General features: G+C 67.0%; 13 protein-coding genes. 2 read left to right on the forward strand and 11 right to left on the reverse strand.

Annotated elements, in window-relative coordinates; all coding sequences use genetic code 11:
• Positions 1-29: 29 nt before the first annotated feature.
• The 3 genes from HTY53_RS23220 to HTY53_RS23230 form a co-directional block, all read right to left on the reverse strand.
• A complete protein-coding gene (locus HTY53_RS23220) occupies positions 30-944 on the reverse strand; it encodes a branched-chain amino acid ABC transporter permease (RefSeq protein ID WP_174108956.1) in 915 nt (304 codons plus the stop codon).
• 71 nt (positions 945-1,015) lie between these two features.
• Positions 1,016-1,825: an ABC transporter ATP-binding protein gene (locus HTY53_RS23225; RefSeq protein ID WP_254600086.1), complete on the reverse strand. Its 810-nt coding sequence runs from the start codon at positions 1,823-1,825 to the stop codon at positions 1,016-1,018.
• A 163-nt stretch (positions 1,826-1,988) separates the two neighbouring features.
• The gene (locus HTY53_RS23230; protein WP_174108958.1) at positions 1,989-3,998 is read right to left on the reverse strand and encodes an AMP-dependent synthetase/ligase; all 2,010 of its coding nucleotides are present in this window, start codon (positions 3,996-3,998) and stop codon (positions 1,989-1,991) included.
• Positions 3,999-4,256: 258 nt separating this feature from the next.
• On the opposite strand from HTY53_RS23230, the gene HTY53_RS23235 reads away from it, so the two are divergent.
• Positions 4,257-4,925: a Crp/Fnr family transcriptional regulator gene (locus HTY53_RS23235; RefSeq protein WP_174108959.1), complete on the forward strand. Its 669-nt coding sequence runs from the start codon at positions 4,257-4,259 to the stop codon at positions 4,923-4,925.
• A gap of 4 nt (positions 4,926-4,929) precedes the next feature.
• On the opposite strand, the gene HTY53_RS23240 is transcribed toward HTY53_RS23235, so the two are convergent.
• From HTY53_RS23240 to icmF, 6 genes are all read right to left on the reverse strand, one after another.
• On the reverse strand, positions 4,930-7,467 hold the full coding sequence (locus HTY53_RS23240) for a hypothetical protein (RefSeq protein ID WP_174108960.1): 2,538 nt from the start codon (positions 7,465-7,467) through the stop codon (positions 4,930-4,932).
• Positions 7,468-7,559: 92 nt separating this feature from the next.
• On the reverse strand, positions 7,560-9,533 hold the full coding sequence (locus HTY53_RS23245; RefSeq protein WP_174108961.1) for a leucine-rich repeat domain-containing protein: 1,974 nt from the start codon (positions 9,531-9,533) through the stop codon (positions 7,560-7,562).
• A 12-nt stretch (positions 9,534-9,545) separates the two neighbouring features.
• Positions 9,546-12,293 (reverse strand): hypothetical protein, encoded by a 2,748-nt coding sequence (locus tag HTY53_RS23250; RefSeq protein ID WP_174108962.1) that lies wholly within the window; start codon positions 12,291-12,293, stop codon positions 9,546-9,548.
• Between the two features lie 127 nt (positions 12,294-12,420).
• Positions 12,421-13,281 carry a 3-hydroxybutyryl-CoA dehydrogenase gene (locus tag HTY53_RS23255; RefSeq protein ID WP_174108963.1) on the reverse strand — a complete coding sequence of 287 codons (861 nt, stop codon included), beginning with the start codon at positions 13,279-13,281 and terminating at the stop codon, positions 12,421-12,423.
• 80 nt (positions 13,282-13,361) lie between these two features.
• A complete protein-coding gene (locus tag HTY53_RS23260) occupies positions 13,362-13,778 on the reverse strand; it encodes an HIT family protein (protein ID WP_238509970.1) in 417 nt (138 codons plus the stop codon).
• Between the two features lie 217 nt (positions 13,779-13,995).
• A complete protein-coding gene (gene icmF, locus HTY53_RS23265; protein WP_174108964.1) occupies positions 13,996-17,310 on the reverse strand; it encodes a fused isobutyryl-CoA mutase/GTPase IcmF in 3,315 nt (1,104 codons plus the stop codon).
• A 296-nt stretch (positions 17,311-17,606) separates the two neighbouring features.
• On the opposite strand from icmF, the gene HTY53_RS23270 reads away from it, so the two are divergent.
• Entirely contained in the window at positions 17,607-18,644 is a 1,038-nt protein-coding gene (locus HTY53_RS23270) for a hypothetical protein (RefSeq protein WP_174108965.1), read from the forward strand.
• A gap of 49 nt (positions 18,645-18,693) precedes the next feature.
• On the opposite strand, the gene HTY53_RS23275 is transcribed toward HTY53_RS23270, so the two are convergent.
• Positions 18,694-19,041 (reverse strand): DUF2917 domain-containing protein, encoded by a 348-nt coding sequence (locus tag HTY53_RS23275; protein ID WP_174108966.1) that lies wholly within the window; start codon positions 19,039-19,041, stop codon positions 18,694-18,696.
• 330 nt (positions 19,042-19,371) lie between these two features.
• A complete protein-coding gene (locus tag HTY53_RS23280) occupies positions 19,372-20,760 on the reverse strand; it encodes an amino acid permease (RefSeq protein ID WP_174108967.1) in 1,389 nt (462 codons plus the stop codon).
• Positions 20,761-21,136 lie beyond the last annotated feature (376 nt).

Here is a 21,136-nt window from a genome sequence, read left to right on the forward strand (position 1 = left end):
CGAACTCCTTGTCGCGGCAATGCGCCGTGTCATACCCGGTCGATATGCTTTTCGCCGAACAGCCCCTCGGGCCGCACCAGCAGGAACAGCAGCGCGAACACATAGGGGAACCAGCCTTCGATGCCGCCGAAGTTGCCACCGAACATCGACTGGAATACCGGCGGGATATAGATCTCGGCGAGCTTCTCCGACGCGCCGATGATCAGCCCGCCGACGATCGCGCCCGGCACCGAGGTAAAGCCGCCGAGGATCAGCACCGGCAGCGCCTTGAGCGCGGTCAGCGTCAGCGCGAACTGCACGCCATTGCGCGAGCCCCACAGCATGCCCGCCACCAGCGCGACGAAGCCGGCCACGCCCCAGACGATGGCCCAGATATGCTGCAGCGGAATGCCCAGCGACAGCGCGGCCTGGTGGTCGTCGGCCACCGCGCGCAGCGCGCGGCCGACCTTGGTGTACTGGAAGAACAGCGCCAGCGTGGCGACCAGCACGCCGGCGATGCCCGCCGCCGCCAGGTCGAACTTCGAGATCACGATATTGAAGCGGGTCAGGATCGCCTCGATCGGTTCGTCGACGATGCCCAGCTGGATCGGCCGCACCTCGTTGCCGAACAGCAAGGGCCCCAGCCCTTCGAGGAAGAACGACAGGCCGATGGTCGCCATGAACAGCGTGATCGGCGGCTGGTTGACCAGCTTGCGCAGCACGAAACGTTCGGTGCCGATGCCCACCAGCGTCATCACGAAGAAGGCGCCGATCACCGCCGCCCACATCGGCATGCCCTTGTCCATCAGGCCTACCACCGCGAGCGCAGCGAAATAGACCATCGCGCCCTGCGCGAAGTTGAACACGCCGGAGGCCTTGTAGATCAGCACGAAGCCGAGCGCCACCAGCGAGTACATCAGCCCGGACAGCAGTCCGCCGAGCAGGATTTCGAAGAAGAAGGTCATCGGCGTGGCCTCGGTGAAAGACGGGAGTCAGCGTTGCGCCAGTGCGCTGGTGCGCTAGTGTGCGGTGCCGTTCAGTGCGATGCGCCCAGGTAGGCGCGGATCACCTCGGGGTTCGACTTGACCTGCTCGGGCGTGCCGTCGCCGATCTTTTTGCCGTAGTCGAGCACCACCACCCGGTCGGAGATGTCCATCACCACGCCCATGTCGTGCTCGATCAGCACGATGGTGGTGCCGAACTGCTGGTTGACGTCCAGGATGAAGCGGCACATGTCCTGCTTTTCCTCGACGTTCATGCCGGCCATCGGCTCGTCGAGCAGCAGCAGCTCCGGCTCGGCCGCCAGCGCGCGCGCCAGTTCGACGCGCTTCTGCAAGCCATAGGGCAGGCGCCCCACCGGGGTCTTGCGGATCGACTGGATCTCGAGAAAGTCGATCACCTCCTCGACCTTGCGCCGGTGCGCGATCTCCTCGTTGCGCGCCGGCCCCCACCACAGCGCGTTGGCCAGCAGGCCCGAGCGGAAGCGCGTGTTGCGTCCGGTCATGATGTTGTCGAGCACGGTCATGCCCTTGAACAGCGCGATGTTCTGGAAGGTGCGGGCGATGCCCTGGCGCGCGGCGGCAGTCGGATTCATCTTGCGCCGCTCCTCGCCGCGGAACACGATGCGTCCCTGCTGCGGGTGATAGACGCCGTTGATCACGTTCAGCATCGAGCTTTTGCCGGCGCCGTTCGGGCCGATGATGGCGCGGATCTCGTGCTCGCGCACATCGAACGAGATATCGGTCAGCGCCTTGACGCCGCCGAACGCCAGCGAGATATGCTGCAGGTCGAGGATCACCTCGCCATGCCGCGTCGCTGTCGCCCCTGTCGCCCGCTGGTTCGGCATCGACTCCGCCTCGATCGCCACGCCGCCGTCGGCCAGCGGCTCGCCGGCCGCGCCGCTGCTTGCGCCCGTGCTGGCGCCAGTGCTTGCGCCGCTCCATTCGGGTGAGCCGTCGGCCCGCCGCTCCACGCCTTGCCACGCCATCTGCGTCATCCTCCTGCCCCTGCTATGCCGCTTGCTCGGCGGGCGTTGCCGCGCCGGCCTGCGTCGCCTGTGCGGCTTGCACCGATCCCGCCGGCGGGAAGCGTCTGGCATCCACCAGCTTCAGCGTCGCGCTGACGCTGCCTTCGCGTCCGTCCTCGAACTTGACGCGCGTCTCGATGAACTGCTCCGACCGTCCGGCGTACAACGCCTCGATCAGCACCCCGTACTTCTCCGCGATGAAGCCGCGGCGGACCTTGCGCGTGCGGGTCAGTTCGTCGTCGTCCGGGTCGAGCTCCTTGTGCAGGATCAGGAAACGTGCGATCTGCGAGCCGGACAGGGCCGGATCCTTGGCCAGGTCGGCGTTGACCTGCTCCACGCATTCGGTGATCAGCTCGATCACCTGCGGCTGCGCGGCCAGGTCGATATAGCCCGCGTACGGCAGATGGCGCCGTTCGGCCCAGTTGCCGACCGCCTCGAAGTCGATGTTGACGAAGGCGCAGACGCGGTCGCGGCCGGTGCCGAAGGCCACCGCCTCCTTGATGTACGGGAAGAACTTGAGCTTGTTCTCGATGTACTTGGGCGCGAAGATCGAGCCGTCGACGAGCTTGCCGACGTCCTTGGCACGATCGATGATCTTCAGATGGCCGTCGGCGTCGATCACGCCGGCGTCGCCGGTCATGAAGTAGCCCTCGTCGTTGATCGCCTCGCGGGTCGCATCGTCGCGCTTGTAGTACGCCTTCAGCAAGCCGACGCCGCGCACCAGCACCTCGCCGTTCTCGGCGATGCGGATCTCCATGCCGGGCGCGGCCGGGCCCACCGAATCGAACTTGACCTGGCCGTCCGGCTGCAGGCAGACATAGGCGCAGGTCTCGGTCTGACCGTAGAACTGCTTCAGGTTGATGCCGATCGAGCGATAGAAGCGGAACAGGTCCGGGCCGATCGCCTCGCCGGCGGTATAGGCCACGCGGATGCGGCTCATGCCCAGCACATTGCGCAGCGGACCGTAGACCAGCGATTCGCCGAGCGCGTAGCGCATCCGCTCGAGCAGCGGCACCGGACGGCGATCGAGGATGTCGGTGCCGCAGCGGCGCGCCACGGCCATGGCCCAGTCGAACAGCTTGCGCTTGACCCAGCCGGCGTCCTCCATGCGGATCATCACCTGGGTCAGCAGGCTTTCGTAGATGCGCGGCGGCGCGAAGTAATAGGTCGGCCCGATCTCGCGCAGATCGGTCATCACGGTCTCGCGCGACTCGGGACAGTTGACGGTGAAGCCCGCCGCCAGCGCCTGCGCATACGAGAACAGGTTGTCGCCGACCCAGGCCATCGGCAGATACGACAGCACGTCGTCGCCCGGGCCGAGGCGGTCGAACTCGCAGCCGTGCATCGCCGCGCCGATCAGGCCGCGGTGCGAATGGCAGACGCCCTTGGGCTTGCCGGTGGTACCGGAGGTGTACAGGATGATCGCGGTATCGTCCGGATCGCCGGCGGCCACGGCCTCTTCGAAGAAGCCCGGATGCGCGCGGTCGTATTCGCGGCCGATCTCCTGCAGGCGTTCGTACGACATCAGCGACGGATGATCGTAATCGCGCAGCCCGCGCGGGTCTTCGTAGACCAGATGCCGCACCGCACCACCCTGCGCGGCCAGTTCGGCCTCGACCTCGAGCAGCTTGTCGACCTGCTCCTGGTCCTCGACCACCGCGAACGCGATTTCAGCGTCGCGCAGCACGTAGACCATCTCGCTGGCGATCGCGTCCTGGTACAGCGGCACCGGCACGCCGCCCAGCGCCTGCGCGGCCGTCATCGCCCAGTACAGCCGGGGACGGTTGTCGCCGATCACCGCCAGGTTCATGCCGCGGCAGAAGCCGAGCGCGGCCAGCCCGCACGCCAGCGCACGTACCTCTTGCGCCGCCTGCGACCAGCTGCTCGTCTGCCAGATACCGAGATCCTTCTCGCGATAGGCCGGATGATCCGGCCGCTGCTGCGCATGCGCCAGCAGCAGTCGCGGGAAGGTCGTTGCCGACCTGTCCTGCATCGCTGTCTCCTGTCCCTCCGGCGGGTGGGTTCCCGCCGGTGCCAAGCGCCGGTGCCGATCGTTATACTTGCCCCTGGTCGCTCGACGGCCAGGGGCCGCGCCGCGCCAGGGATATCGTGGCCGCGCCATTGCGCGCGGGTCGGTCCGTGGTGAACGTAAGATAGCCGATGCCCCTCCCCCCGGTTGTCACGTCGGTGACAATTCCGGGTTAATCCCTAGCGGAGTCCATATCGGATTCCCTGCCGGAGTCTCGCAGGCATGCTCAACGACTTTCTGGACCGGTGCATCTGGGCCGCCGACCTCAGCGACGACCAGCGCCAGCGGGTGCGGCAGGCCATGTTCGTGCGCGAATTCAACCCCGGCGATTACGTCTGCCACAAGGGCGAGATGGCCGAGCACTGGCTGGGCGTGCTGGAGGGGATCGTCAAGATCACCACGGTGTCGCCGTCGGGCAAGTCGGTGACCTTCACCGGCGTGCCGACCGGCGGATGGTTCGGCGAAGGGGCCGCACTGAAGCAGGAGATCCGCAAGTACGACGTGATGGCGCTGCGCCATTCGCGCATTGCGTTCCTGCCGCGCGAAACCTTTCAATGGCTGCTCGATACCAGCCTGCCCTTCACGCGCTTTCTGCTGACCCAGTTGAACGAGCGGCTCGGCCAGTTCATCGCCGCGGTCGAATACGAGCGGCTGCTCGATATCGATTCGCGCGTTGCGCGGGCGGTGTCGTCGCTGTTCAACGAACACCTTTATCCGGGCATCGGCACCAAGCTGGAAATTTCGCAGGAGGAGATCGGACTGCTGGCCGGCATTTCGCGGCAGCGGGCAAACCAGGCCCTGAAGGTGCTCGAACAGCAGGGCCTGGTTCGGGTCGACTATGGCGAGATCGAGGTGCTCGATCTCGAGGGGTTGCGTCAGTACGGTGAATGAGGCATCAGGCGTTGGCGGGCGCCTTGTCCTCTGCGGCTACCTCGTTATTGGCCGCCACCGAACTGTCGGCCGGCACCCGGCTCTCGGCCGGTTCCGGCTTCTCGGCTGACACCGGCGTCTCTGCCAACACTGGCTTCTCGACCGGCACCGGCTTCTCGGCTGACACCGGCTTCTCTGCCAACACTGGCTTCTCGGCTGACACCGGCTTCTCGGCCGGCTCCGGCTTCTCGGCCGGCTCCGGCTTCTCGGCCGACACCGGCTTCTCGGTTGCCCCCTGTTTTTCGGCCGGTACCTTGTTGACGGACGGCGCCTTCACTTCGGTGCGCGGCGTCGCGGACGGCTGCACCGTGGAAGACGCGGAGGAAGAAGCGCCCGACGGCGGAACGTTCAAGGACGGGGGAGCGGACGGCTGCGTCGTCGAGGTCTGGGGCGCCACGGACGGATTCGGGTTCGGGTTCCGGCTCGGCTGCGGCTCCTGCTTTTCCTTGCCCTTTTCCTTACCGTTCTCCTTCCCCTTCTCCTTCCCCTTTTCGCTGTCCTTTTTGTTGCCTTCGTCCACCGGATGCCACTGCGGCGGCTCGACGCTTTCCGTGCGCCCTGCGGACGTAACAAACTGCATCACGGATTTGAACTTGCCGTCGCTGTAGAGGGTGACCGGCTTGTTGCAGTCAGACTCCGTCACGTTGGCGATCGAGCCCATCGCGTACAGCAGATCCTGCCTGAGCACGTATGCCGCGGCTTGACGCTCCGACACCGGATGCTCCGCGACCATGCCGGCACGCGGCCCGACTTCTGCGGGCACGATGACCCGATCGGCAGCGACACCGGTCTCCGCTGGTATGACATGGTCGGCTTGAGCCGCCTCGCCAGCCCAGCGATGGAGGTAGCCGAGCGTCGTACTGCCGATCCGCACGCTGGCCATCAGCGTCAGCAACAGCTGCTTTGCGTTCTCTCTTTCGACGCCCCCCGTGCGGCCTTCATCGAACTCGAAGCCCCTGCCAAAAGCTTCCATGCCCTGATCGAGAAGCGGCCGGATTTCGCTCTCGTAGAACCGCCCCAGCGATCTGTCGAATACCGTTCGATGCAGCGCCCTGGCATCGCTTTCGACGTCCTTTGGCACCTTGGCCAGCTTGATGGTTTTCCAGGCCCATGCCGCCATGTCGGCCCGGCCCAACGGCACGAAGCGCAAGGCCTCGCCGTCCTCTCTCGACGCGACCGCCAGCACCTCCACGCCAGCCTCTTCGCCGGACAGGCGCTCCAGCCAGTCCGGCTTGCGGGTGTATTGCACCAGTCGCACGCGCTCAGGCAAGGCGCTGCCAACTGCGTGCTCGTTGTGCAAGGCCATGGCTGCGCCCGGGTCGACGCCGCGCTCCCGCACGACCTGCGTGACGAACGCGGCGAGCCGCCTTTCGGCCAGGAAGGCCCTGGCTTTCTGCCCGATGGTCTCCATCAGCTTCTCGCGTACATCCAGCGCCGTGGACACCACCGTGTCGGCCTTGTCGCGGCACGCGCCATCGAGGATTGCCTGGAAGCGCTGTTGCGCGGTCGCGCGGCACGACACCATGGTTTCGTCGACTGCCCGGGCAATGGCTCGCCGCGTCGCGCGATTCGGCTCCAGCGTGCGATCGGCCTTGATCTTCCCGCTCAGCAGCGGCAAGACATCGTTGTCGCGGTTTTCCTCAACGATGTGGCGAGCCGCCTTCTCCAGCAGCAGAGGCGCTTCGTCTTCGATGGTTGCGACCATGAACCGGCCCATCAATTCCGCCATGTTCCGATAGTCGCAGTCCTCTCTGTCGCCCTTGGCGATGCCCAGCAACCGCTCCATGTCCCGGCCAACACGCTCCGCCCCGCCCTGCGTGCCACCAGGCCGAGCCTGAAGGCGAAACTCGATGGCGTCACTGCCGCTCTTGAACGACAGGATCAGAATGCCGTCCTCGATTCTGCTCTTGCCGCGGTCGATATGGTCCAGGCTTACCGGACCGCCGTCGGGACAGCGCATCCACGCATCGATTTCGCCGGGATTGAGCGGTACCAGCGTTTCCAGGCAGCGTTCCGTTATCGGGCGCCGATTCGCCGACGCCGCGTTGCCGCGGGGTGTAGACGGACCGGGGCGGGCTTCGGCGTTCTGGACGTCCGCATCGGGCCAGAGTTGCTTGACGATGCGCTGGGCGTCCGGGCGCATGACCGCTACCATGGCGGTCTTGATCGTGGCTTCGCTGCGCAGTGCCCGCTCCATGGTCCGCGTGCTGCACCGGAAGAACAGCGCATCCATCAGTCCCACCATGCGCATGTGCAGCCACGACTTGCCGTCCTCGACCTCGCGTTTGATGCACAGCTTTTGAGTCTTGCCCCGGGTCGCCAGCGTCAGCCTGAACGTCTCCTTGCCGACCTTGAACGTGCCGCTCGGCTCTGCCGACGAGGGGCCGTCCCCCACCCGCGCATCCCGCAGGACGCGCTTCACGAAGTCCCCCGGATTGCATTGCACGTCCCTGTAGTAGTGCGCGTAATTCGTCTTCTCCACCGTTCCCGTAAACGTCGCCATGACTTTCGATCCTCATAGGGTGAGCGAGGCGGTCATCGTACGGATTGAGACAGAGCCACTTTTCGGAAAGCGCACGATTCTTCCGCCGCCGCTCACGCGTCCAACGCGCGGGCCATGGCTTGCGCCGTCGCAAGGCGCTGCGGTGCGGCGCCCGGCGGATTGCCCGCAGGGACGCCAAGACGATATGCCCGGTATGCTTCCCGACATAACAGTCGGAACGTCATTTCGTAATGGCGCGGCAAGCTCGCCGCGATCTCGTCGAACAGTTCCGCGGGAAGCTGGCCGTCTTGGACAAGCCGTTCCGCGTTGTCCAGCGTGTCCTGCAGCAGACCGTTGAGCCGCTCGAGTTGACCGGCACGCAGCCGGCGAGCCTGCTGCTGCCACGGCGCCCATTCGGCCATGAAGGTATCCAGGGACTTGAAGTCGTGCGCCGATTCGAGTCGCAACACGTCGTTGCGGACGGCGGCGAGCTCCTCTTCGGAAAGCTGCGCCGCTTCCCATTGATGCTCGGTGATGGGGCGCGTCTCGCCGGGCAGCGCCAGTTCGGCGGTCAGCAGCATTCGGCAGACCGCCAGCCGGTCGAACGGCACCGCCCGCGCAGGCATTTGCCGCAGCACCACTTGCCGCAACAGGTCCAGGCGGAACAGGCCCCGCCCGAGCGCCGCCACGGTATCGACCGCATCGCCCTGCTGCCGCACCAGCATGGCTTCGACGACGGCGACCTCGGCGTCGTCCAGCGCGTGCAGCAACGCGTTGCCGCAATCGTCCATCGCGGCTCGTATGGCGGCGCTACAGGCCTCGTACAGGCCAGCATCCCGAGCCAGGCCGTATTCCAGCAGCTCCAGCCGATGCGCCATGATGGCATCCCCGCGCCGCGCCAGTCCGCGGGCCGAAGCCAGGCGTCGACCGATCTCGGCGATCAGCTCGCGCAATGCGGTCGACTGTCGGGGCGCCAATGCCGAGCTGCCGGACGGATCCTGTCCGATCACGATCTGCGGCGCGTCGTACAGCAGCGCCGCGATCCTGCCATGCTGAGAGCGGCCAGCGGCGGGCATGCTTGTGCGCAGATGGAGGCTGCGCGCATTGGCATTGCGCTGATGGTGGATCGGCGCCGAGGGGCCATGCTGCGTGACCAGGTCGATCGACACGAGCGACCATTCGTCGAACGGATTGCCGCGTGCGAACGTCTCGTAGCGATGGCCGCCGAAGCCGAAGTTCGCTGGCAGCGACGCAATGCCGTTGTCCTCTATCCATAGGAATGCGAGGTGCGGCAAGTCCGCGACGAAGTGCGGCCACGAGGTCAGACGGTTGTGGCTGACCGACAGCACGCGCAGTTGCGTCAATCCACCGATCCATCGCGGAAGATCGCACAACACGTTGCGCTCGAGCCCAAGCACGCGCAGCTGTTTCAGATGGGCGATCGTTGGCGGCACGGCATCGAAGCGGTTGCCGCCGAGTCGAAGCGTTTGCAACTGCCGCAGCGCGCCGATTGCCGCCGGCAGGCTCGACAGCCCGAGGTCGCGCAAATCCAGTTCCGTGCTCTGCCGATCATCACAGGCCAGCATCCGTTCGACAGCCAGCGCGCGCTGCTCGCTCGGCCCCGTCGCCCGCCATTTCTCCAGTTCGCGGTGCAGGCACTGCCGTAGCGCCTGCCGGTTGCGGTTCAGCGCCCTGGTCATCCGCTGCGCATGCGAGGCCAGGCTTCCCTCGGCGAGCCGGCACTGGAACAGTTCGCGAATCGATTCGGCATGGCCGACCCGCACCACCACGGGCCCCGACTCACCATAGGACAGCCGATAGCACCTACCCTTCACGGAGAACTGGCCGGCCACGGCATAAATCTGTTCCGCGCCCTCCTGCGTGCCCATGGCGTGCACGAAGGCGTCGACGGAAGCGAAGGCGGGTTGTTGCTGAATCGTCATGGAACCTCCCGAAGGAACACATCGAAGGGTGTTCGCGACTTCAGCGGAAAGACGGGTGGCGGGACAGCGGAGGCGGCGGGACAGCGGGACGCCAGTCGGCCGAAGCCGGATACGCCGCCGCGTCAGGCGCTTCGTCGCGGCCAAACAGCATCCAGGCTAGACAAGACGCGCGACGGAAATGGGTGCGCCGTGTCGGTTATCGTCATGCGGGAGCTCGGCGGGAGGGCCGAAATCGCGGTCTTCATCGATCGGTGCCGCATCGATGCCGCCGAGCGACTGAGGGCGGCCGCTCGCGTCCAGCACCGTCATATTGAGGGGCTCGATGCCGTCGGCCAGCAAGGCATCGTCCGGCTCCACGGGCTCGCCGCTCAACGATGCCAGATACCACCAATAGGCGACCTGCTCGGCCGTTTCAGCGCGGGCCAGCCGCGTGCTGTGGCGCGATGTGCGATCCGGTTCGCGGGCGGCGTCCGCCGGGATGGCACTGCCCGTCGGCGGCACCGGGGCAGCGCCATCCGCGTGGATCGCGGCCCCGGCATCCGCCGCGGCCGGCGGATCGGCAGGCGGGCCGGTCATCTGCTCCGCTGCAGCTTGCTGGGCCAGATTCCGGGATGGATCGGCGGGTTGAGCGGCGGGTTGAGCGGCGGGATGAGCGGCGGCTTGGGGTCGGTTCGCCGCCTGGCCGGCGACGCGATCCGCGGCAGGATCGCGGCTCCGCCAGAAGTGTTCGACCTCGGCCCTGGTCCATGCGTTGAACTCGCCCAAGGTGGCCTTGCCGATCCCCATCGTATCCACCCTCTGGCGCAAGGCGGCCTCGTCGGCCATCAGCCGTTCGTGCTCCTCATCGATCTGCGGGATCAGCGACGCGAACGCTTGGGGCAAGGCCGGGTAAGGATGCGTGGACAGCGAGGGATCGCGGTCTTCCAGGATGCCTGACGACGCTGCCAGGACCGGTGCTTCGACGCCGCGGCAAACCCGGCCCAGACGATCCCTCGCCTGGGCAAGCGCCTGGTCCGCTCGGTTGGCGGCCTCGCGCGCCGCCTCGGCGGCAGCGTCCGCCTGCGCCATGGCCCGGATCATCGGCAGCGTGGGTGCCGCGATGGCGCGCAGCCCCTTTTTCGCCGCAGCGTCATGGACCAGCGCGATGCCCAGTTTGCTTTGCGCCTCGCGTGCCTCGAGGAAAGCCAGGCGCAATGCCACCACGGCGGCGACGACATCCCGGCGCGCGTCTTCGCCAAGTATTCCCGCAAGCGGTTCCGAAAGGCGATCGCGCGCGAGCAGGCCGGCCAGCGTTTCCCGGCGCTCGTTGCGCATCGCACGAACCGCCTCATCGACGGCCAGCCGCACCGCCGGCACCACGGCGATGTGCATGTGGTTGTCATAGACCGTCGTATGCAGTTGCTCATACAGCTGCGGCAGGCCGAGATAGGTCCTGGCCGCCGCAACATCGGCCAGGTTCGACCTGGCGATCCGCACATTGGCGCCGATCGCGAAGCGCAAGGCCGCCGGATTGGCGCGCAACATCACGGCGTGGCGTTTGACCATGTCTCCGGAGGCGGCATCGCGCAGGTATCGCGTTTCGCCCGCATGAAGCACCTGATTCGCGTTGGCGCCGGCGGCACGCGCCTTCGCTCGCGGATGGATCAGGTTCAACCACAATTTTTTCATGAGCGACACTTTTTGCTGGAAGCACATCACGACCATGCCATGCGGACTGCCTTCGGAATTCCCGACGAAGGCGGCGTACCGGGGCACACGGCCGGGGACTGGCAGAGCACCGAGATTGCCCCAGTGCTTGCCGCGCGCCTTCAACGACTCGCATTCCTGCGGAGTGGCCGCGGCCTGCTGTTCCACGCGCTGGCGGAATGCCTTGCGGGAATGGTCGGCGAGCTGGTCGCGGGCGACCGCATGGGCCCGCTCCATCGCGATATCCGCGTACTTTTCGACGACCGGTCGCGCGTTGACGGGCCACCGGCCGTCCTGATGCCGGATCTCGTCGGCCCTCGCGGCGGCGCGCGCGGCCAGCCTGGGCAACAGGCGCCGTACCGCCAGCTCGATGGCCGCCTCGGTTTCGTTGGCGATGGCGGAGTCGGAACGAAAGATGGGGGCGTACAGATAGCCGCCCTGGCCGCGGCTGTCCACATGAAAGGTGACCGGCATCTCGCGAAGCACGCGTGCCCTGGCGATCCTGGCCAGTTGGGCCGGCGCCTCGCCCTCGACGCTGGCCCGAACGACCTGCGCCAGCAACTGGCGCAGGTCGGCATATTCGCCGAAGCGCGCGGCGTAGGGCTCCATTCCGGTCGCCAACGCGTGCAGCCTCGCCAGCGCACGCTCGCCTTGCTCGCCCGGATGCCGGGTGAAGACCAGTTGAATCGTGTCGTCGTGGTGCCGGAAGGTCAGCACCAGCTTGTCGTCATCGAGGCGGGTGCGATGCCGGTCCAGCCGGTCCAGAGCAATCGGGCTGTAGGGCGCGCGCTTGGCGCTCCAGGCGAGCGTTTCGGCACCGGGCGGGCGGATGCCAACGCTGTTCAGCACGGCGTCGATCTGTCCGTCCGGACAAATCTCGTGCAGCACCCTGTCGCAATCGGCGCGCAGGTCCCGGGCGATCTCATTCGCGATGCCGCCGACATGTCGAAACGCCTGCTGGAGCTTGCGCTGGCCGTCGTCGCTCCACAGGTCGATGGCCAGGCATTTCGCCTTCTGCAGCCAGGACGCGCCCTCGGCGTGCTGCCGTTTGACCGCCAGCCGGGTCAGCTTGCCCTCGGTGACATATTCGAGCTTGAAGCTGCCTCCACCGTTGAGGTGGAACATACCTTGGTGTCCGCCGAGCAGATCGGCCACCAGCTGGTTGCGGTCGCCATCCAGCCGCTCGCGCAACTGGATGGTCGTGAACTCCATGGTCATGATCGTGCGACTCCAACATTCGATCGCCCGATCATATGAACCAAAAGCAAATCCAGCTTTGCTAAAACGCTCTGCGTTTACGCATTAAGGCGTGCCGCGCGGTCCCCGGCACGCCGGACGTGGATTGCTATTTCGCCACGTTGTAGACGTAGACACCTCTGCCCGTCTTGCGGCCCAGATAGCCGGCGGCCACCATCTCGCGCATCAGCATCGCGGGCCGGTACTTCGGATCGGCGAACTCGGCGTACAGCACCTCCATCACCGCCAGCATGGTGTCGAGCCCGATCATGTCGGCCAGCGCCAGCGGACCGATCGGATGATTGCAGCCGAGCTTCATGCCTTCGTCGATTTCCTCGGGCGATGCCAGCCCTTCGCCGAGCACGCAGAACGCCTCGTTGATCATCGGGCAGAGGATGCGGTTGACGACGAAGCCCGGGCTGTTCTTCACCGTGATCGGATACTTGCCGAGCTGCTTCGACAGCTGCTCGACGGCCGCGTGCGTCGCGTCGCTGGTCTGCAGGCCGCGGATCAGTTCGACCAGCGCCATCATCGGCACCGGGTTGAAGAAGTGCATCCCGATGAAGCGCTCGGGGCGATTGATCGCTGCAGCCAGCTTGGTGATCGAGATCGACGAAGTATTGGACGCGACGATGGTATCGTCGCCGACCAGCGTATCGATCTGCTTCAGGATCTTGAGCTTGAGTTCGTAGTTCTCGGTAGCGGCCTCGATCACGATCTGCGCGGCCTTCAAATCCTCGTACGCGGTCGAGCCGCGCACGCGCGCCAGCGCCGCGTTCTTGTCGGCCTCGGTGATCTTGTCCTTCTTGATCAGCCGGTCCAGGCTGCCGGCGATGGTGGCGATGCCCTTGTCGACCGCGGCCTGGCTGATGTCGACCATCACGACATCGAGTCCGACCACCGCGCACGCCTGCGCGATGCCGTTGCCCATGGTGCCTGCGCCGATGATGCCGACGGTTTGGATTGTCATGCTGTCTCCCTGCTTGCGAATGGATCTGGAATGGAGGAAATGCGCGCGGTCGTATACCGGACCGATGTCATGCGAGCGGATCAGCCCAGCGCCGCGACGATGCGCGCGGCGTGCTGCTGCAGCACCGCGGGATCCTGCGGCTCGCTGGCATGGCCGCGCAGCGGGCGGTCGGCGTAGCGCGGCACGATATGGAAATGCACGTGCGGCACGGTCTGGCCGGCGGCGGTGCCGTTGAACTGGCCGATCGACAGGCCGTCCGGCTGGAACGCAGTCCGCACCGCGCGCGCGATGCGCTGCGTGGTGCGGATCGCGGCTTGCGCGGCGCCTTCGGACAGATCGAACAGCTCGGCGGCCGCCTCCTTGGGCAGCACCAGCACGTGGCCGTCGGACTGCGGCATGATGTCCATGAAGGCCAGCGTGTCGGCGTCTTCGTAGACCTTGTGGCAAGGCAGCTCGCCTCGCAGGATTCGGGCAAAGATATTGTTCGGGTCGTACACCGTGAGCTCCGGTTCGGGAATGCGCGACTGCGCCGGAATCGCGCGCTGGAAATCCGCTGAACATGCGGCTTGCAACGCAGCCTGCGAGTTTAACGCACGGTCGTGCGAATCCGCCGCCTGCAGGCCGCGACAACGGGGAAGCGACGAGGGGGAAGCGACGAGGGAAACGGCCGCGCCGGGCACACTGGCCCGGCGCGGTCTGGCCATTCGGCCAACGCTACATGTTCCGCCGATACTGTCCGCCGACCTCGAACAGCGCATGCGTGATCTGCCCGAGCGAGCAGACCCGCACCGCGTCCATCAGCACCGCAAACACGTTCTCGTCGTCGATCACCGCCTGGCGCAGCCGCGCCAGCATCGCCGGCGCCGCGTCGGCATGGCGGGCGTGGAACGCCTGCAGCCGCCGCAGCTGGCTCTGCTTCTCGTCCTCGCTGGAGCGCGCGAGTTCCAGCGTGGTGGGGGTCGGATCGCCATCGGGATTGCGGAAGGTATTGACGCCGATGATCGGCAGCGAGCCGTCATGCTTGCGCTGCTCGTAATACATCGACTCTTCCTGGATCTTGGCGCGCTGGTAGCCGGTCTCCATCGCGCCGAGCACGCCGCCCCGTTCGGCGATGCGCTCGAACTCCTGCAGCACCGCCTCTTCCACCAGGTCGGTCAGCTCCTCGATCAGGAAGCTGCCCTGGTTGGGGTTCTCGCACTTGGCCACACCCCATTCGCGGTTGATGATCAGCTGGATCGCCAGCGCGCGCCGCACCGACTCCGCCGTCGGCGTGGTGATCGCCTCGTCGTAGGCGTTGGTGTGCAGCGAATTGCAGTTGTCGTAGATCGCGATCAGCGCCTGGAGCGTGGTGCGGATGTCGTTGAAGTCGATCTCCTGCGCGTGCAGCGAGCGGCCCGAGGTCTGGATGTGGTACTTCAGCTTCTGGCTGCGCTCGTTGGCGCCGTACTTGTCGCGCAGCGTGACGGCCCAGATGCGGCGCGCGACGCGTCCGAGCACGCTGTACTCGGGGTCCATGCCGTTCGAGAAGAAGAACGACAGATTGGGCGCGAAGTCGTCGATGTGCATGCCGCGCGCCAGATAGGCCTCGACATAGGTAAAGCCGTTGGCCAGCGTGAAGGCCAGCTGCGAGATCGGATTGGCCCCCGCCTCGGCGATGTGATAGCCGGAGATCGACACCGAGTAGAAGTTGCGCACCTGATGGTCGACGAAGTACTGCTGGATGTCGCCCATCACCTTCAGCGAGAACTCGGTCGAGAAGATGCAGGTGTTCTGGCCCTGGTCCTCCTTCAGGATGTCGGCCTGCACGGTGCCGCGCACGTTCTGCAGCACCATCGCGCGGATGTTCGCGGTCTCGTCGGCATCGGGCTCGCGGCCCTGCTCGCGGCGGAAGCGGTCCAGCTGCTGGTCGATCGCGGTGTTCATGAACATCGCCAGGATCGCCGGGGCTGGCCCGTTGATCGTCATCGATACCGAGGTCTGCGGATCGATCAGATCGAAGCCGTCGTACAGCACCTTCATGTCGTCGAGCGTCGCGATCGAGACGCCCGAATTGCCGACCTTGCCGTAGATGTCGGGACGCAGGTCGGGGTCCTCGCCGTACAGCGTGACCGAATCGAAGGCGGTCGACAGCCGCTTGGCCGGCATGCCCTCGGAGACCAGCTTGAAGCGGCGGTTGGTGCGGAAGGCATCGCCCTCGCCGGCGAACATCCGGGTCGGGTCCTCGTTCTCTCGCTTGAAGGGGAACACGCCGGCGGTGTAGGGGAAGTACCCGGGCAGGTTCTCGCGCATCAGCCAGCGCAGCAGTTCCCCTTCATCGGTGAAGCGCGGCAGCGCCACCTTGTGCAGCCGCGTGCCCGACAGCGTGGTGGTAATCAGCCCGGTGCGCAGCTCCTTGCCGCGGATCGTGACCACGTGCTCGTCGCCGCTGTAGGCGTCGCGCAGCGCCGGCCAGCCTTCCAGCAGCGCGCGCTCGGTCTCGCCCAGCGCGGATTCGCGTTCGGCTTCGAGCGCCTGCAGTGCCTGCGACGCGTCGGCAGCGGCAGAACCGGACGCCTGCGCCAGCATCCGCCGCGACTCGCGCAGCTGCTGCCGTTCGCGCGCGATCCGGCTTTGCGCGGCCACGCGCTTGTGATAGGCCCGCACGGTATCGGCCAACTCGGCCAGATAGCGGCTGCGCGCCGGCGGCACGATCGCGTTGCGGCCGGTGCTCTGCCGCCCCGCCAGCCGCGGCAGCGTGCCGTCGCGCAGCACCAGCCCGCGGGCGGCCAGCGCCTCGCGCAAACCCAGGTACAGCATCGTCACGCCGTCGTCGTTGAAGCGCGAGGCCTGGGTGCCGTAGACCGGCATGTCCTCGGCGCGCGCATGCCATTGCTCGCGGTTGCGCTGCATCTGCTTGGCGACATCGCGCCACGCGTCCTGCGCGCCCTTGCGGTCGAACTTGTTGATCGCGACGAAGTCGGCGAAGTCCAGCATGTCGATCTTCTCGAGCTGGCTGGCGGCGCCGAACTCGGGCGTCATCACGTACAGCGACAGGTCGACATGGGGCACGATCGCCGCGTCGCCCTGGCCGATGCCGGAGGTCTCGACCACGATCAGGTCGAAGCCGGCGACCTTGCATGCCGCCAGCGCGTCCGGCAGCGCGCGCGACACCTCGCTGGCGGCATCGCGCGTGGCCAGCGATCGCATGTAGATCTGCGGATGGTGGATCGCGTTCATGCGGATCCGGTCGCCCAGCAGCGCGCCCCCCGTACGCCGGCGCGACGGGTCGATCGAGATCACCGCGATGCGCAGGCTGTCCTGCTGATCGAGACGGAAACGGCGGATCAGCTCGTCGGTCAGCGACGATTTGCCGGCGCCGCCGGTGCCCGTCACGCCCAGCACCGGGGTCGCGATGGCAGCGGCGTCCGCATGCAGGGCGGCCGCCATCGCCGGATCGGCCTTGCCGTTCTCCAGCACGGTGATCCATTGCGCCAGCGCGCGGCGGTCGCCGTCGCGCAACGAATCGAGCGTGGCCGGCGCGTGGCGCGACAGATCGAAGTCGCAACGCCGCACCATGTCGGCGATCATGCCGGCCAGGCCCATGCGCTGGCCGTCCTCGGGGCTGTAGATGCGAGCCACGCCGTAGTCCTGCAGCTCGCGGATCTCGGCCGGCACGATCACGCCGCCGCCGCCGCCGAACACCTGGATATGGGCGCCGCCGCGCTCGCGCAGCAAATCGACCATGTATTTGAAGTATTCGACGTGGCCGCCCTGGTAGCTCGATACCGCGATGCCCTGGACGTCCTCCTGCAGCGCGGCCGCGACGACTTCCTCGACCGAGCGGTTGTGGCCGAGGTGGATTACCTCGCAGCCCTGCGCCTGCAGGATGCGGCGCATGATGTTGATCGAAGCATCGTGGCCGTCGAACAAGGATGCGGCCGTGACGAAGCGGACCTTGTGGGTCGGCGCGCCGGCGGGCGCGGGTGCCGGCGCCACGGTAGCGGCCTCGGCTTCGGCGCCTGCCTTCTGCAGGTCGGAAAGATCGGTCATGGTCTCCACCCGGTGAGGCCGGGGCAGGCGGACAGACTACGCCGCCGAAGCACCGGCCATCGCGTTGTGCGGCCATTGCTGGCCATATTGTCTGGGGTTGCCCGGGCCGGCACTCCTGCCGGCGGGCCAGTCGATTGTAGGCTGACCCGCCGGGCGTGACCAGCGGGCAGCAAACGGCACGTGACGCCCCCTGCCTTCGGCTACAATCCAAAGCATCCGCCGGGACTCGGACCTCCGGTCGGCACAACAAAGGACACGCACAGCCGGCCGTGTCGACCTACTGAAGGGAGATTCCTATGCGGCATTGCGTGCCGTGGCTGCCGCGCCTTGCGCTGCTGGCTGGCCTGATTGGCCTGCCTGCCAGTGCCATCGCGTGGGACTACACGCCTGCGGCCATCTCGGGTCTGACCAGCCTGTACGGCTACCTGACCAACCAGAACGCCACGCTGGAGCGGGCCGCGGCCAAATACCCGTCGCTGCGCAACGACATCCAGCAGGTGCGGGCGGCGTTCGACCGTCAGTATCCGGATGCGCTGGCCATGGTGACCCGGCTGTTCCAGGACATTCCGCTGCCGGCCACCGACCGTGCCCGGCTGGCGACCAAGGTGCTGGAAATGGACCGCGAAGCGATGCAGTCGGCGCTGGCCTCCGAGCCCGCGATGCAGGCCTATCTGCAACGCGTGCGCGAAAGCGCCCAGGGCGACATGGAGAAGGCCTCGCTGCAGCTGCTGCTGGCCGCGGTCTACGAGGACAAACCCGCCGCCGAACTGGCCTCGCCGATGGCCAGGAGCTACACCACCAGGGGAATCCGGCAGGCGGGCGCGATCGACCTGATGCTGCGCATGCCGCTGTCCTGGGAGCGCGATCCGGCGCGGGAAAAGCTGCTGCCGGACAACGCCATCTTCACCTTCACCAGCCAGGGCGGCAACGGCCTGTCGACCATCGATCTGCTGGCGCGCCCGCTGCCGAAAGACAGTGCAAAGGAAGGTGCGAAGGAAAGTGCGAAGGAAAGTGCGAGCGCGGCGGTGGCCGCGCGCGCGACCGAGGAACTGAAGGCGCTGACCGGAGCCAGCGCCAAGGTGATCGCCCAGGGCACGGTACGGCTGGCGAATCACCGCGCCAACTGGGCCAGCTTTTCCATCGCCGGCGACAGCGGCCGCCTGCAGTACGGCCGGGTCTGGTGGGTGCCGCTGCCGGAGGCGGGCCAGACCGCGGTGCTGCTGTGCCGGACGCCGTCGTTGTCGCCGCAGGCCGCCGACAACGAGCGGCAGCGGCTCGAGCCGCTGTGGCAGGCGGTCGCCGCCACGCTGTCGACGGCGACGCCGGCACGCTGAACTCCGCCGGGACAGCCCAGCCACTCCCTTCCGGGCCGGAGGTTCCGCGTTATCGCGACAGATGCCGCGCCGGCCACCAGCCCGCGGACGGCTCCGGTAGCCGTATCGGGTCGGGCCGCGGCCGCCGGCGCAGCAGGGCGAGCAGCCCGCGCCACGACAACGGCGCAGCCTGCTGGGCCACGGTGAAGCGCGCCCCCGGCGCGTCGCCCGATATCCACACCCAGGCGCCCTCGGGCAGCGCGAACGACTGGCCCGGCGCCAGCCAGACATCGCGGCGCTGGCCCTCCACCGTCAACCAGATGTGCCCGTGCCGGGCGACGATGCGCTGCCCCGGCCGCGCGCGCCAGCTCACTGGCGTGCCAACCTCCTCCAGTTCGAAGTCCCTGAGTTCCTGCATGGTGCTGCTCCTGTCGATGCGCATCGAGCGGAGCCGGCCGCGCCGAGGTCGCCGCCCGCCGGTCGCGCGGCAGCGGACCGGTGTTGCGAAGGCGGGCATATTGGGCGGCGATGGCCGTGAAGCCTTTCGGTATTGTTCCGCGGCTTTTGCTGGCCGCACCGGCCTCTTGCCAATGTGGCCGACCGCACTGACGACCGCGCCACTACGTGCTCCGATGCACGATTTCATTATGGACAGCCGGTGCGGCAATCCCAGCGACAGTTCCGAACAGTTTCCCAGGTACTGTTCCGGCGTTTTTTCTGACAGTTGCGGACAGCCAGGGCCGGCGCCCTAGCGATGCAGCACGGCGTTGCGCCGCGCGTAGCCGAAATAGATCAGAAGACCGAGCGCCAGCCACAGCAGGAAAGCGATCCAGGTGAACGGCTGCAAATGCGCCATCAGGAACAGGCAGAAGCCCACCGACAGCAGCGGCACCACCGGCACGCCCGGGCAGCGGAAGGTGCGCGGCAGATCCGGCCGGGTCCTTCGCAGCACCAGCACAGCGATCGAGATCAGCGCGAAGGCCGACAGCGTGCCGATATTGATCAGCTCGGCCAGCACGTTCAACGGCACCAGGCCGGCGATCGACGAGAACACGATGCCGACCGCCCAGGTCGCGTGAAACGGCGTCGCGTGCACCGGATGCACCTGCGACAACTTGGCCGGCAGCAGCCCGTCGCGCGACATCGCGAACAGGATCCGGGTCTGGCCATAGGTCATCACCAGGATCACGGTGGTCATGCCCAGAATCGCCCCGAGATCGACGAAGCCGGCGACCCAGTTCTCGCCGGCGTACTGCAGCGCCAGCGAGACCGGATGGTCGATGCCCTCGAACTTCGGGAAGGGCACGATGCCGGTCATGATCGCCGCCACTGCGACATAGAGCAGCGTGCAGACCGCCAGCGAACCGATGATGCCGATCGGCAGGTCGCGGCGCGGGTTGCGCACCTCCTCCGCCGCCGACGTCACCGCGTCGAAGCCGATGAAGGCGAAGAACACCAGCGCCGCCGCATTGACGATGCCGGCGAAGCCGAACGGCGCATAGGGCTGCCAGTTGAGCGGCTTGACATGCCAGACGCCGACTGCGATGAACAGCAGCACCACCGCGACCTTGATCGCCACCATGACGTTGTTGACCCGCGCCGATTCCCGCACGCCGTACGACACCACCCAGGTAATCGCCAGCATGATCAGCACCGCCGGCAGGTTCAGCACCGTCGGCACGCCGGGCACCGCGCCGGGGGCGGCGGTCAGCGCCGCCGGCAAATGCACGCCGAAGCCGGACAGCAGCGACTGGAAGTAGCCGGACCAGCCCACCGACACCGCCGAGGTCGCCAGCCCGTATTCGAGCAGCAGGTCCCAGCCGATCATCCAGGCGACGATCTCGCCCAGCGTGGCGTAGCTGTAGGTATAGATCGAGCCGGACACCGGAATCGCGGTCGCGAATTCCGCATAGCACAGCGCGGCGAAACCGCAGGCGAGCGCCGCGATCACGAAGGACAGGGTCAGCGCCGGGCCGGCGGTCAACGCGCCGGTACCGGTCAGCACGAAGATGCCGGTGCCGATGATGGCGCCGATGCCCATCATCACCAGATCGACCGGGCCAAGCACCTTTTTCAAGCCATCGTCGCGGCTCGCGGCGAGCATCGTTTCGATGTCCTTGGTGCGGAACAAGCTCATGAAGGGATCTCCTGCATTGGCGGCATCCGCCCCGGGGTCGGTCACGCGATGTCGCCTGGATCGAGTTGGCCGGCCTGTGGATGACCGGTCGCCAGTGCCCGCACGTGCCGCCGCCTGGGCGGACGCGCAGAGCCGCCGCCGGTCGGCAAGGTATGCTGGCCGGGGCAAAAAAAGGCGCCTAGTTTATCGAACCGCTCGAGCCAAACCGTCACTTATGGAGGCGGGCTTTGGGGTTCCGGGCAGGAGATGAGAGGGAGAATGGTCAGGGGGGTGTTCTCCCTCTCCCCCTCAGGGGGGGAAGAAGAAGCGCGCCGTGACCATTGTCCCTTCCATCCCCTGGCGTGAATCGCAAACCCGGGCTACATAAGAGCAGGAT

The organism is Cupriavidus gilardii, from assembly GCF_013314895.1.
Lineage (GTDB): Bacteria > Pseudomonadota > Gammaproteobacteria > Burkholderiales > Burkholderiaceae > Cupriavidus > Cupriavidus gilardii_C.